This is a genomic window from Micromonospora sp. NPDC047738 (assembly GCF_040642675.1).
Taxonomy (GTDB): Bacteria; Actinomycetota; Actinomycetes; order Mycobacteriales; family Micromonosporaceae; genus Micromonospora.
Genome location: NZ_JBEYSO010000029.1, coordinates 13865 through 27153 on the forward strand (window position 1 = coordinate 13865; position 13289 = coordinate 27153).

Sequence of the window (13289 nt, forward strand, 5' to 3'; positions counted from 1 at the left end):
TCGCGCCCATTGCCTTCTGTCTAATGGTCTGATAGTTATACGTCAGACCGGAAGGAACCCACGATGCTTCGCACCGAGATCAACGAACTCCTCACCCAGACGGGCCCCGGTACGCCGATGGGTGAGCTCTTCCGTCGCTACTGGCAGCCCGTGCTCCTGGCCGAGGAGTTGCCGGACAACGACTGCCCGCCGGTCCGGGTGAAGATCCTCTCGGAGCGGCTCATCGCCATCCGCGACTCCGACGGCAACTACGGGCTGATGGACGAGTTCTGCGCACACCGCGGCGTCTCCCTATGGTTCGGACGCAACGAGCAGGGCGGGCTGCGTTGCCCCTACCACGGCTGGAAGTACGACTACACCGGTCAGGCGATCGAGGTCCCCAGCGAGCCGGAGACCAGCAACTTCTGCGCCAACGTGAAGCTGAAGTCGTACCCGATGGTGAAGCGCGGTGACGTGCTCTGGGCCTACCTCGGGGACCCCGCGAAGCAGCCCCCGCTGCCGGAGTGGGAGGCCTACACGGTCCCGGACGGACAGGCGTTCACGTCCAAGCGTCTCCAGGAGTGCAACTGGCTCCAGGCGCTAGAGGGCGGCATTGACTCCAGCCACGTCACGTTTCTGCACGGCGGAAACCTGGAGAGCGACCCGCTCTTCCAGGGGTCGAAGGGCAACGAGTACAACAAGGGTGATCTCAAGCCGTTCTTCGAGGTCGTCGACTCCGAGGGTGGCCTGCTCATCGGCGCCCGCCGCAACGCCGAGGAAGGGCACTACTACTGGCGCGTGACGCCGTGGGTGCTTCCGAACTTCACCATGGTGCCTCCGCGCGGCGACCACCCGGTTCACGGCCACTTCTGGGTGCCGATCGACGACGAGAACTGCTGGGCCTACAGCTTCGACTACCACCCGACCCGCGAGCTCACCGAGACCGAGGTTGCCGCCATGCGGGCCGGCAAGGGTGTCCACAGCGCCAACGACGCGGCCTACCGCCCGCTCGCCAACAAGGACAACGACTACCTGATGGACCGGGAGGCCCAGCGCCGCGGGGAGACGTACTCGGGCATCGAGGGCATCGCGCTGCAGGACTCCTCGCTCCAGGAGTCCATGGGTCCGATCGTCGACCGGACCAAGGAGCGCCTCGTCGCCACCGACGCCGGCATCATCAAGGCCCGTCAGAAGCTCCGTAAGGCCGCGCTGGCGCTGCAGGAAGGCACCGAGCCGGTCGGGAACCGGCCCCAGGACCAGAAGGTGCGCTCGGTCGCCATCGTGCTGCCCGCCGACCAGTCCTTCGTCGAGGGGATCGGCGAGGCCATGATCGCCAAGCCGGGCGTCCCCCAGACCACGGTCTGAGTCACCGTGGCCAAACAGCTCTCGATCCCGGCCGGCGTCAGCGCCTGCGCCGAGGCCACCACCGCCAAGGAGGCGGCGTTCCGCATCGACTACCCGCTCGCGGCGACACGCAACACGAGGGTCATCGCGCTCGACCCCGCAGCCGAGGAGATCGTGCGTCGCACGGCCTCGATGGAGTGGGGCCAGGCCCGGTTCTACAGCGTCACCGACCCGGGGCTGACTCTCGTCACCACAGCCGGAGAGTCGGTCGAGCTGGCCGATGCGCTCGACGACAGCAACACCGTCGTCCTGGTGTCGGTGGACGGCTCCAACGCTGAGGCCGTCGGCACGATCGGTGCCGCCTGCAAGGTCCGCGGCATCATGACGGCCGGCCTGGTCGTCACACCCGGTGCCCTCACCAGCGAGGCGCTCTTCCACCTCCGTCCCCACGCCCGGATCCTGCTGGTCCCGGCCGAGGAGGACGACCTCGTCGAGCTGCTCCGAGCGACCCGGGCATGAGCATGGGGACGACGCCGAAGGTCACCGTTCCGTCGCTCCGGGCGATGAAGGCCGCGGGTGAGAAGAGTGTCTGCTTCGTCGCCTGGGACTACCAGATGGCGCAGCTGGCCGACCGCGCCGGCGCTGACATCGTCTCGGTCGGCGACACGGTCGGGGTGAACCTGTGGGGCCATGCCCACCCGCTCGAGATCACGCTGGACGAGCTGCTGGTCGTCGCCAAGGCGGTGCGCCGCGGGGTGCAGAGAGCCCTGCTCAGTGCCGACTTCCCGTTCGGGCCACTCCAGGAGGGCACTGCGACCGCAGTCAGGGCCGCCGTCCGACTGGTGAAGGAGGCCGGTGTCGACCTGGTGAAGCTCGACGGCGCTTCGCAGCACCCCGAGGCAGTCGAGGCGATCACGCGTGCGGGCATCCCGGTCTTCCCGCAGTTCGGCATCACGCCCCAGACGTCGCTGAAGTACGGCATCGAGTACTCCGCCGCCAGCAGCGCCCAGGTCCCGGACGAGATGCTGGACCAGCTCGTCACCGAGGCCAAACGGCTCGAGGCGGCCGGCGCCGTTGCGCTCAACTTCACCAACTCCGGTCCGGTCGTCGGCCCGGTGGTGGTCGATGCCGTGGACATCCCGGTGCTCGGCGGCTTCGGCGGCGGCCCCTGGCTGGACGGCCGGATCCGCATGGTCACGGCCGCGATCGGCTACGACGCGGGCAACGTCGACAAGGAGCCCGACACCTACGCCAACGTCGCGAAGGTGGCCTACGACGCGCTCGTCGAGTGCGCCTCCGACATCCGCGGCGCCCGGAAGCTCCGCGGACAGAAGTAGAGCACCAGACACAGAGGAGCAGCCGTGCCCATCGTCGACCTCGACGGCATCCCCACCCGTTACGAGAGCATCGGCAGCGGGCCGGCTGTTCTCATGTTCAGCCCCGGCGGGTTCGACTCGAGCCTCGAGAACTGGACGACGTTCGGCCGGTACAAGGATCTCGGCTTCATCCCCGCCCTCTCGCAGAGCTACACCTGCATCGTCTTCGACCGGCGCGAGTCCGGGCGGTCGGGTGGCCGGCTCGAACGGCTGTCCTGGGACAAGTACGTCGCCCAGGCCGTCGCCCTGCTCGACCACCTCGGCATCGAGGACGCCCACGCGATGGGCGGCTGTGTCGGCTGCTCGACCGCCGCCCTGCTCGCGGTCGCCCACCCGCAGCGCGTGCGCTCGATGGTTCTGTTCTCCCCGGCCGGTGGGGTGACCTACCGCGCCGCTCAACAGCGCCGCTTCACCCAGCACCTCGGCTTCGTCGCGGAACACGGGTTGCAGGCCGTCGTCGAGCTGGCCCGCTCGACGGACGCCGGCTTCAGCAAGGATCCACGGGTCGGCCCGTGGGCGGCGGCGCTGCGCACCGATGACGCCTTCGCGGCGAGCTATGCCGGGCGCGATGCCGGCCGCTACGCCACCATCGTCAGCGGAACGGCTCGGCTCCTCTTCGACCGCGACACCGTGCCCGGCCCCGAGCCCGAGGACCTGCAGGTCCTCGACGTCCCGGCGCTCATCGTCCCGGGTGAGGATCTCTCCCACACCCGCTCCGCTGCGCGCTATCTGCAGGAGTGCCTGCCCGACAACGAGTACTGGGACGTGCCGGTCGCCGAGCAGACCCCGGAGTCGTCCCAGCGGCGGGTGCTGGACTTCCTCGGGCGGCACTGATGCTCGTCCTGGCCCGCCACGGTGAGAGCGCGTGGAACGCGGCCGACCGGTTCGCGGGCTGGGCCGACGTCGCGCTCACCGAGGCCGGCCGAGAAGAGGCCCGCTCGACCGGCGTCCGGCTGCGCGCGAAGGGGATCTCGCCGAACGTCACGCACACGTCGTTGCTGGCTCGCGCGCGCGACTCCGCGGACCTCATCCTGGACGCGTGCGGGGTTCCCGATGCTCCGGTCCTGCGCACCGCGCGGCTCAACGAACGCCACTACGGCGCCCTGCAGGGGATGCCGCGCGCCGAGGCCGCCGAGCGCTACGGCGCCGCTCGCGTCGCCCGCTGGCGGCGTGGCATCGACGCCCGGCCGCCCGTCGACGCCGACGGCAGGGCCGAGAGCCTGTCCGACGTACGCGAGCGGTTGCGACCGTACGTCGACGACGAGCTGTTCCCCGCCCTCGACGCGGGCCACACCGTCCTGGTCGTCTCGCACGGCAACGCGCTCCGCATGCTCGCCCAGCTGCTCGAAGGCCTCAGCGACGACGACGCCTCGGCGCTCGTGGTGCCGACCGGGAGCGCGCGCGTCTACGAGGCCGGCAGCGGCCTGCGCCGGGTCTGCTGACCTGTCCCGGACGGGTTGACGACTGTCAGTCGTGCAGGCGCAGCGTGTTGGCGACGAAGACGTCCTCCAGTGCGAGGGAGCCGGTCAGGATGTGCTGGGCGCGGGCATGCTCGAGCAGTTCGGTGAGCACCTTTCGGTTCGCCTCGAGCCCGTAGGGGAGCGGGTCCGCCCCCGTCTCGGCCAGGATCCGGCCGAGCAGCCGGTCGTCCTTGCTCTCCACGAGGCCGCGGCCCAGCTTCTGCACGTAGCGACGCTTCGCCTCCGCGAACGCCTCGAAGAGCGCGACCGAGAGGTCGGGGTCCTCCGCGAGCAGCGAGTCCTTCACGACCACGAGGTGGTTGATCGGGAAGATCCCGCGCTCGAGAAGCATCCTCATCCCCGCCTCGGTCGGCTCCGGGATGAGCGGCACGACGTCGGGGTGCTCGATCCCGGCGTTGACGACCGCGTCCAGCTCACCGGCGAGCAGCATCTCCTCGAGCGAGCGGCCCTCGGGCGCGGGAACGACGTTCGTCGGAGGGACGTACGTCGCCACGTGCTCGTCGCCCGAGAGCATCCAGGTGACCGAGTCGAGGTCGAGCCCGTGCTCGGCGAGCGCCGCACGCGCCCAGACGCCTGCGGTCACGGTGTAGCCCCGGTTGACGCCGACCCGGGCCCCGGTCAGATCCTTCGGCGTGCTGATCGAGCCGTCGCGCAGCACCTGGATCTTGCCGTGGTGGAAGCCGCGGACGAGGAAGACCGGGAGGGCGGTGAAGGCGGCGCCGTGCTCCTTGGCGGTCAGGTACGTCGTGAGCGCCATCTCGGCGATGTCGTACTCGAGACCGCGGACCATCTTGCGGAAGCCCTTGACCAGCACCGGCTCGTCGGCGAACGCCAACGAGTAGCCCGGAAGGTCGATCTCACCATCGACAAGGGCTCGGTTGGCGCCCTGCGGGCGGGTCAGGGTCAGCAGCTCGGGCATGGGGCTCCTCGCGGGCGGCGCAGCGGATCTCGGGCAGATAGGCCGTTGGAGGTGAGTCAGTGACCCGCCTCATGACCCGATGATATGCTGGTCAGACCATTCTGCCAATGACGGTTTGCGGCGAGGGAGAATCGATGACCGACAAGGTGCTCGCGGCGGTCCGGACCGCACCCGGCACGACCGAGATGCGCGAGTTCGACAGGCCGCGGATCGACGCCGAGTCTGCTCTGCTCGAGGTGGAGGTCGCCGGCATCTGCGGCACGGACGTCAAGCTCTACTCCACCCCGCCGACCAGCCCCGCGACTCAGGGGGAGGTCATCATGGGCCACGAGAACGTCGGCGTGATCGCCGAGGCCGGCGAGAGGTTCAAGGAGCGCCACGGCCTGCAGGAGGGCGACCGCGTCTTCGTCGAGCATTACGTCGCGTGCTTCAACTGCGAATGGTGCCGCATCGGCGAGTACCGCCACTGCGAGGCCACCGACTGGCGCACGAACCCGGACGCGCGCCGCTTCGGCTACACCTCGACCGGCTTCGAGGGGACCCTGTGGGGCGGCTTCTCGGAGTACATGTACCTGCCCTGGAACGCTGTCCTCCACAAGATCCCGGACAGCATCACCGCCGAAGAGGCCGGCCTGGTGATGCCGCTGTCCAACGGCATCGAGTGGGCGCTGCTCACCGCCGGCGTCGGCTACAACGACACCGTCTTGATCCAGGGCCCCGGTCAGCAGGGCCTCGCCCAGCTCGTCGCCGCCAAGACGGCCGGTGCCGCCCAGGTCATCGTCTCCGGCACCACGCGCGACAAGGCTCGCTTCGAGCTGGCCATGGAGCTCGGCGCCGACGCCGTCATCGACGTGATGACCGAGGACCCGCGGGAGAAGGTCATGGACCTCACCGGCGGTCGCGGTCTCGACCATGTGCTCGACTGCACTTCACGCGCGGGCACGGCTCCCGTGCTGCTCGGCGTCGACGTGCTCAAGCGACGTGGGGGCACCTTGCTCATCCAGGGTGAGCTCGCGGCGTTCCCCGACTTTCCGGTCAAGAAGATCACCGAGAAGGCGATCACGATCAAGTCCGCGCGCGGCCACTCGTTCAACGCGTGCGAGCTCGCCGTCGCGCAGCTGGCCTCCCACCGCTTCCCCCTGGAGAAGCTGGCCACGCACCGCTACGGCATCGATCAGGTCGACCACGCCATCCGGGTGCTCGCCGGCGAGACCGACGAGGACGCCATCCACGTCTCGATGATGCCCGCCCTGATCGGCCAGCCCGGCGGAGCCGTCCGTTGAGCGGCCTCATCGTCACCAACCCGCCCCGCGCCGACCGCGCGGTGGCGGACGCGCTGGGCGGCTTCGGCGTCGCCACGGTGCACGAGGCGCAGGGTCGCTCCGGCCTGCTCGGCTCGCACATCAATCCGGTCCAGCGGGGGGTCCGCATCTCCGGCAACGCGGTCACCGCGACGGTCGCTCCTGGTGACAACACGATGATCGGGGTCGCCGTCGAGCAGTGCGGCGAAGGCGACGTCCTCGTCGTCTCGCCGACGGCTCCCTGCGACATGGGCTACTTCGGAGACCTGCTCGCCACCTCGCTCAAGGCGCGAGGAGTACGTGGACTGATCATCGAGGCCGGCGTCCGCGACGTGGCGGACCTCAACAAGATGGGCTTCCCGGTGTGGTCCAAGGCGGTCTCCGCCGAGGGCACCGTCAAGGGGACGCTCGGTGACGTCAACGTCCCCATCAGCATCGCCGGACGGATCGTCTCGCCCGGTGACGTGATCGTCGCCGACGACGACGGAGTCGTGGTCGTCGCCCGGCTCCGGGCTGCGGAGGTCCTCGCCGCATCCCATGCGCGCGAGGAGAAGGAGGCGCTCGCGCGGTCACGGTACGAGGCCGGTGAGATCGCGCTCGACGTCAACAACATGCGCCCGCTGCTCAAGAGGGCCGGTGCGCGCTACGTCGACTACGCCGACTGGGTCAAGGAGACCGACTCTTGATCATCGACATCCACGGGCACTACACGACCGCGCCCGGCCAGCTCCAGGCGTTCCGCGACGCCCAGCTGGCAGCCCTGGCATCCGGTGGCGTCTCTCCGCTGATGTCGCCGATCAGCGACGACGAGCTGCGCGAGAGCGTCGAGGCCAACCAGCTCCGGGTGCTGCGAGAGCGGGGCGGCGACGTCATGATCTTCTCGCCGAAGGCGTCCGGCATGGAGCACCACGTAGCCGATGCCGACACCGCCACCGCATGGGCGCGCGCGTCCAACGACCTGGTGCACCGCATCGCCGAGCTCTACCCGACGACGTTCGCGCCGGTGGCCCAGCTGCCGCAGACGCCGGCGGGCAACATCGACGGCGTCGTCACCGAGATCCGCCGCACCGTCGACGAGCTCGGCTTCGTGGGGGTCAACCTCAACCCCGACCCCTCGGGCACCTGGGCCGGCAAGCCGATCACCGATGAGTCGTGGTTCCCTGTGTACGAGGTGCTCGAGGAGCTCGACGCTCCGGCGATGGTCCACGTCTCCACGGCGTGCAACCCCAACTTCCACACGCTGGGTGCGCATTACCTCAACGCCGACGTCAGTGTCTTCGTGCAGCTGCTCCAGTCCGACCTCTTCGAGCGGTTCCCGGCGCTACGCCTGGTCATCCCGCACGGTGGGGGCGCGGTGCCCTATCACTGGGGCCGCTTCCGCGGTCTGGCGATGCGCAACGGCTGGCAGGACCCCGCGGACCTGTGGCGCAACGTCTTCCTCGACACCGCCGTGTACCACCAGCCGGGCATCGACCTCCTGCTCGACGTCGTCCCGGCCGACAACGTGCTCTTCGCCTCGGAGATGCTGGGTGCGGTGCGAGGCGCCGACCCGGCGACCGGCATCGAGTGGGACGACACGTTGCGCTACCTCGAGGCGGCGTCGCTGAGTGATGCGGACCGCGCGAAGGTCATGAGTGAGAATGCGCTGCGGGTCTACCCGGGTCTGGCCGCGCGGCTGGGCCGCTGACCGCTGCCGACGAGGAGGAGCTGCCGATGCGACGCCATCCGGTGACGCTCGCCTGCGGCGACTACGACCGCACGCGCGCGCTGTGGGAGGGCTCGGTGCGTCCCGACGGCATCGACCTCACCTACCTGCGGCTGCCGGTGGAGGAGACCTTCTTCCGGATGGTGCGGCACCGCGAGTTCGACGTGGCCGAGATGTCGCTGTCCTCGTACTCGGCCGCGCTGAGCCGTGCTGTCGCGGCCGGTGAGCCGTCGCCGTTCGTGGCGATCCCGGTCTTCACCTCGCGGATGTTCCGGCACGGCGGGATCTTCGTCAACGCCGACAGCGGCATCGAGCAGCCCGGCGACCTGCGCGGCAAGCGGGTCGGCAACGCCGAGTTCCAGCTGACCGCGAACGTCTGGATCCGCGGCATCCTCGCCGACGAGCACGGCGTGCCGGTCGACTCGGTCAGCTACCTGACCGGTGGTCAGGAGACCCCCGGTCGGGTCGAGAAGGGCGCCATCGACGTGCCCTTCGACGTCCGTGCTATCCCGGCGGACCGCACGCTCGCCGAGATGCTGCACACCGGCGAAATCGACGCGTTCTACGGTCCGCGGATCCCGAGCTCGTTCTATGCCGACGACGGTCGGGTACGTCGCCTGTTCGCCGACCCCGTCGCGGCCGAGAAGGCGTACTACGCCCGCACCGGGATCTTCCCGATCATGCACGTGGTCGCCATCCGACGGGATGTCTACGAGGCGGACCGCTGGATCGCCCAGTCGCTCCACCAGGCGTTCACTCGGGCCAAGGGCCTGGCCTACGAGGCGTTCCTGGACTCCTCCGCGCTGCGTTTCATGTCGCCCTGGCTCATCCAGCACGCCGAGGCCGACCGGGCGCTGCTCGGCGACGACCTGTGGTCCTACGGGCTGGAGCCCAACCGGCACGTGCTCGAGTCGTTCCTCGGCCATCACCACGCCCAGGGCCTCTCGCCGAAGCCGTTGCGGCCGGAGGACCTGTTCGCCCCGGAGACCCTGGAGAGCTTCGTCATCTGAGGGTGACGGTTGCCGCTCCCTACTATTTGGTCTAACCTTTGGACCATACCGCGACACGCTACCCCACGGGAGGCTCACTGATGTCCGATGACGAGACGACGGCGAAGGTCTGGCGGGAGCCGACGGGGCACGCTCGGGCCGGGTTCGGCGACTTCAAGAAGCAGCCGACGCCGTACGACTCGTTCATGGAGTCCGAAGGCGTTCCGGTGTGGCGTGGGCTCGGTGTTCGCACTGTCCTCGACCTGCCGCTGCAGGACTGGGAGCGCAAGGGCGGCCGCGGCAGCTACATCCAGACCTACGGCACCGAGACCAAGTGGGGCCACTTCGTCGTCGAGGTCCCCGCCGGCGGCGCGCTCAACCCCGAGAAGCACATGTTCGAGGAGATCTACCTCGCCGTCGAGGGGCGGGGCACCTGCGAGGTCTGGCAGGAGGGAGACGTCAACAAGCACGTCTTCGAGTGGCAGAAGGGCTCGATGTTCTCGATCCCGATGAACGCCTGGTTCCGGATCGTCAACGCGACCTCGAAGCCCGCCGTGCTGATGGCCGGCAACACCGCCCCCAACGTGCTGAACCAGCTCAACAACGTCGAGGCCGTCTTCAACAACGACTTCATCTTCCGTGACCGCTTCAGCGGTGCCGACGACTTCTACAAGTACCGCGAGGAAGTCGAGCCGGACCCTGTCCGCGGCCTCGCCATGCGGCGTACCAACTTCATCCCCGACGTCGTCAACTGCGACCTGCCCCTGGACAACCGTCGGTCGCCCGGCTACCGCCGGGTCGAGCCGATGATGACCAACAACCAGTTCTACTACTGGATCGCCCAGCACGAGAACGGCCGCTACTCGAAGGCCCACGCGCACACCTCCGCGGCGATCCTGATCTGCCTCAAGGGGAAGGGCTACACGCACACCTGGCCCGAGCACCTCGGCCCAACCCCGTGGGCCGACGGCAACGGCGACCAGGTCCAGCGCCTGGACTACGAGCAGTTCGGCTTTATCACCGCCGCTCCGGGCGGTCAGCGCTGGTACCACCAGCACTTCTCGGTCTCAAAGGAGCCGTTCCGCCTCAGCGCCTGGTTCGGTCCGCACAACCCGGGTCGCGACCCGGGCGCGCCCGGCAGCAAGCACACCGACTACACGGCCCGGGAGCTGCACGAGGGCGGCACCGCGATCGCGTACTGGCAGGAGGACCCGCACGTCCGCGAGGAGTACGAGGCGCTCCTGAAGGAGAACGGCGTCGAGCTGCGGATGGACCCGACCTGGTACGAGAAGCCCGCCGGGATCGAGTGGGACTACGAGAAGCGGCAGATGGCCGATGGGATTCAGTGACCCGGCCGAGTCCACGCCGCTCGACCACGCCGGCGGCCGGATCTTCACCAGCAGCGGCCGCAGCCTGATCCTGGAGGACGACCAGGTCCGCCTCGTCAGCGTCGGCGTCGACATCGGCTCGTCCACGACGCACATGGTGCTGTCGCAGATCGTGCTGGAGCGACGGGACAACCGCTACCAGGTCATCTCGCGCGAGGTGACCCACGAGTCGGCGGTCCTGCTCACGCCCTACAGCACGGGCGACGCCGGAGGGGACACCCTCGACGGTGACGCCCTCCGGGAGTTCTTCGACCAGCAGTACGCCCTGGCGGGCGTGCAGCCGGAGCAGATCGACACCGGCGCGCTGATCATGACCGGCGTCGCGGTGCGGCGTACCAACTCGCGCGTCATCGCCGACGTGTTCTCGCAGCTCGCCGGCAAGTTCGTCTCGGTGAGCGCAGGCGACGCGCTGGAGACGCAGCTCTCGGCCTTCGGGTCCGGTGCCGTGAAGAGATCCGAGCGCAACGGCAACCGCACGATGAACATCGACATCGGTGGTGGCACGTCGAAGATCGCCGTGTGCCACGACGGCGAGGTCGAGGCACTCACCGCGATCGACGTCGGGGCGCGCATCGTCGCGTTCGACGCGGAAGGCAGGGTCACCCGGATCGAGGAGGCGGGCCGCCGTCTCGCAGCCGAGGCCGACCTCGCCCTGGCGATCGGCGAGGTCCCCGACCGCGACGGTCTGTCGCGGCTCGTCGATGTGATGGCCGACCACCTGTACGCCGCCATGCAGAGCGGTACGCCGGCCGCGGCGACGGCCGACCTGCTGCGCCTGGACCCGCTTCCGGCCGGTCCGGACCCGGACGCGATCTCGTTCTCGGGCGGTGTCGCGGAGTACGTCTACGGGCGCGACACCAGCGACCACGGCGACCTCGGCCCCCGACTGGCCGAGGCGATCCGCCGGCGTGTGGACGGCTGGGGCCCGGAGCTGCAGGCCGCCGAGCAGGGCATCCGTGCCACCGTCGTCGGCGCCTCGCAGTACACCGTGCAGGTGAGCGGCACCACGATCTTCGTGGAGCCCACCTCGCTGCTGCCGCTGCGCAACGTCCCGGTGCTCACGCCGCAGTTGCCGCTGAGCGCGGACGAGCTGGACGCCGACCTCATCGCGGCGACGGTCCGCGACGAGCTCAAGCACTTCGACGCGATGCCGAAGGACCAACCGGTCGCCCTGTGCTACCGCTGGGAGGGGTCGGCCACCTTCGGGCGGCTCGACGCCTTCTGCCGCGGTGTCGTCGCCGGCATGGCCGAGTGGACGGCCGACGGCCAGCCGCTGGTGCTGGTCGGCGACGGCGACGTCGGCGGACTGATCGGCATCCACCTCGACGAGGAGCTCGACCTGCCCGTCCCGGTGGTCTCCATCGACGGGCTCAGGCTGCAGGCGTTCGACTTCGTCGACATCGGCGCGCTGCTGGCCGCCACCGGTGCCGTCCCGGTGGTGATCAAGTCGCTGGTGTTCCCGACCACCGCGGCGCTGGGTCGTAACGCAGCCTCGAGCGAGGACCGCCCGTCGCTCGCAGGCGCGCACTGACGCCAGCCCGCGTCACGTACACACCCGAATCCACTTCACCGCCCAAGGAGGTCATGGCTCACATGACGACTGCATCCGCCCCCCGGCCGCACGAGGTCGAGCAGGCCCCGTCCCAGCCGGGCTACCTGGTCGACCCGTACAAGGACTGGGCCGAGGGCGAGGGCATCCCGATCCACCTCGACTTCGGTCACGACCTGCTGACCCTGGAGACCGGACTCTGGGAGCGCTACGGCGCCAAGGGCTGCTTCGCGCACACCAAGGGCATGGGTGACTTCATGGCCAACTACGTCCTGGAGATCGAGCCCCGCAAGAACACCGAGGTCGTGCGCCACCTGTACGAAGCGTTCTTCTTCGTCCTCGCCGGCCACGGATCGGTCGTCGTCCGGCTGCCCGGCGGCGCCCAGCGGACGTTCGAGTTCGGCCCGAAGGCGCTCTTCGCGATCCCGCTCAACTGCCGGTACCAGATCTTCAACGGCTCGGGCTCGGAGCCGGTGCGCCTCTCGGTCACCAACGACGCCCCGCTGACGATCAACCTCTACCACGACCTCGACTTCGTGTTCGACAACCAGCACGACTTCGTCGGCCGCGTCGGTGACCCGAAGTACTTCGACGGCGAGGGCAAGCTCGACACCTTCAACAAGGACTCGGTGAAGGTCCAGAACATCTGGGAGACGAACTTCGTCAACGACCTCACCAGCTTCAAGCTCTACGAGTTCGAGGGCCGCGGCAAGGGCTCCATGAACGTCAACTTCGTGCTCGCGGACGGGACCATGCACTCCCACGTCTCGCAGATGCCGGTCGGTCGCTACAAGAAGGCCCACCGCCACGCCGCCGGAACCCACGTGCACGCGGTCGACGGCTCCGGCTACTCACTGCTCTGGTACGACGGCGACTCCGACTTCGTCGAGCTGCCGTGGCGCCACGGCATCATGTACACCCCGCCGTTCTGGATGTTCCACCAGCACTTCAACACCGGCGACCAGCCGGCCCGCTACGTCGCGATGAGCCTGGGCAGCCGGCGCTACCCGTTCATCTCGCTGCGTCGCAAGAGCGCGGAGGGCCAGGGCGCGGTCTCGGTCTCCAAGGGCGGCCGTCAGATCGAGTACGAAGAGCAGGACAACCGGATCCACCGCAAGTTCCTGGAGGAGTGCGCCAAGACCGGTGTGCCCTCGCAGATGGGCGACGTCTTCGACGAGCCGGCGATCCTGGCGATCCCGGAGTCGGAACTGACCGGCGTCATCCGCAACCCACAGTTCGACGGTCCGGCGGTCTGAAC

General features: G+C 69.1%; 13 protein-coding genes. 12 read left to right on the plus strand and 1 reads right to left on the minus strand.

The genetic code is table 11. The features are described 5' to 3' along the window. Positions 1 to 63 precede the first annotated feature (63 nt). The 5 genes from ABZ783_RS30560 to ABZ783_RS30580 are packed head-to-tail and all read left to right on the plus strand — an operon-like array spanning position 64 to position 4141. Positions 64 to 1344, plus strand: a complete 1281-nt coding sequence (locus ABZ783_RS30560) for a Rieske 2Fe-2S domain-containing protein (RefSeq protein ID WP_357444192.1) — start codon at positions 64 to 66, stop codon at positions 1342 to 1344. Between the two features lie 6 nt (positions 1345 to 1350). After that, positions 1351 to 1842, plus strand: coding sequence for a hypothetical protein (locus tag ABZ783_RS30565; protein WP_357444194.1), 492 nt, complete (start codon positions 1351 to 1353; stop codon positions 1840 to 1842). Then, a complete protein-coding gene (locus ABZ783_RS30570) occupies positions 1839 to 2660 on the plus strand; it encodes a 3-methyl-2-oxobutanoate hydroxymethyltransferase (protein ID WP_357444196.1) in 822 nt (273 codons plus the stop codon). The genes ABZ783_RS30565 and ABZ783_RS30570 overlap by 4 nt, the downstream gene beginning before the upstream one ends. Before the next feature lie 24 nt (positions 2661 to 2684). After that, the gene (locus tag ABZ783_RS30575) at positions 2685 to 3533 is read left to right on the plus strand and encodes an alpha/beta hydrolase (protein ID WP_357444198.1); all 849 of its coding nucleotides are present in this window, start codon (positions 2685 to 2687) and stop codon (positions 3531 to 3533) included. Continuing rightward, on the plus strand, positions 3533 to 4141 hold the full coding sequence (locus ABZ783_RS30580) for a 2,3-diphosphoglycerate-dependent phosphoglycerate mutase (protein WP_357444200.1): 609 nt from the start codon (positions 3533 to 3535) through the stop codon (positions 4139 to 4141). Before ABZ783_RS30575 ends, ABZ783_RS30580 begins: the two co-directional genes overlap by 1 nt. 25 nt (positions 4142 to 4166) lie before the next feature. On the opposite strand, the gene ABZ783_RS30585 is transcribed toward ABZ783_RS30580, so the two are convergent. Next, entirely contained in the window at positions 4167 to 5099 is a 933-nt protein-coding gene (locus ABZ783_RS30585) for an ABC transporter substrate-binding protein (protein ID WP_357444202.1), read from the minus strand. Between the two features lie 134 nt (positions 5100 to 5233). On the opposite strand from ABZ783_RS30585, the gene ABZ783_RS30590 reads away from it, so the two are divergent. From ABZ783_RS30590 to ABZ783_RS30620, 7 genes are all read left to right on the plus strand, one after another. Further along, a complete protein-coding gene (locus tag ABZ783_RS30590) occupies positions 5234 to 6382 on the plus strand; it encodes an alcohol dehydrogenase catalytic domain-containing protein (protein ID WP_357112278.1) in 1149 nt (382 codons plus the stop codon). Next, positions 6379 to 7086, plus strand: coding sequence for a 4-carboxy-4-hydroxy-2-oxoadipate aldolase/oxaloacetate decarboxylase (locus ABZ783_RS30595; RefSeq protein ID WP_357444204.1), 708 nt, complete (start codon positions 6379 to 6381; stop codon positions 7084 to 7086). The genes ABZ783_RS30590 and ABZ783_RS30595 overlap by 4 nt, the downstream gene beginning before the upstream one ends. After that, positions 7083 to 8087, plus strand: a complete 1005-nt coding sequence (locus tag ABZ783_RS30600) for an amidohydrolase family protein (RefSeq protein ID WP_357444206.1) — start codon at positions 7083 to 7085, stop codon at positions 8085 to 8087. Before ABZ783_RS30595 ends, ABZ783_RS30600 begins: the two co-directional genes overlap by 4 nt. Before the next feature lie 26 nt (positions 8088 to 8113). After that, the gene (locus tag ABZ783_RS30605) at positions 8114 to 9115 is read left to right on the plus strand and encodes an ABC transporter substrate-binding protein (protein WP_357444208.1); all 1002 of its coding nucleotides are present in this window, start codon (positions 8114 to 8116) and stop codon (positions 9113 to 9115) included. An 80-nt stretch (positions 9116 to 9195) separates the two neighbouring features. Beyond that, positions 9196 to 10443 (plus strand): hypothetical protein, encoded by a 1248-nt coding sequence (locus ABZ783_RS30610; RefSeq protein WP_357444209.1) that lies wholly within the window; start codon positions 9196 to 9198, stop codon positions 10441 to 10443. Further along, the gene (locus ABZ783_RS30615; RefSeq protein ID WP_357444211.1) at positions 10430 to 12013 is read left to right on the plus strand and encodes an ethanolamine ammonia-lyase reactivating factor EutA; all 1584 of its coding nucleotides are present in this window, start codon (positions 10430 to 10432) and stop codon (positions 12011 to 12013) included. Before ABZ783_RS30610 ends, ABZ783_RS30615 begins: the two co-directional genes overlap by 14 nt. 62 nt (positions 12014 to 12075) lie before the next feature. Further along, the gene (locus ABZ783_RS30620; protein WP_357444213.1) at positions 12076 to 13287 is read left to right on the plus strand and encodes a hypothetical protein; all 1212 of its coding nucleotides are present in this window, start codon (positions 12076 to 12078) and stop codon (positions 13285 to 13287) included. The last annotated feature ends 2 nt before the right edge of the window (positions 13288 to 13289 follow it).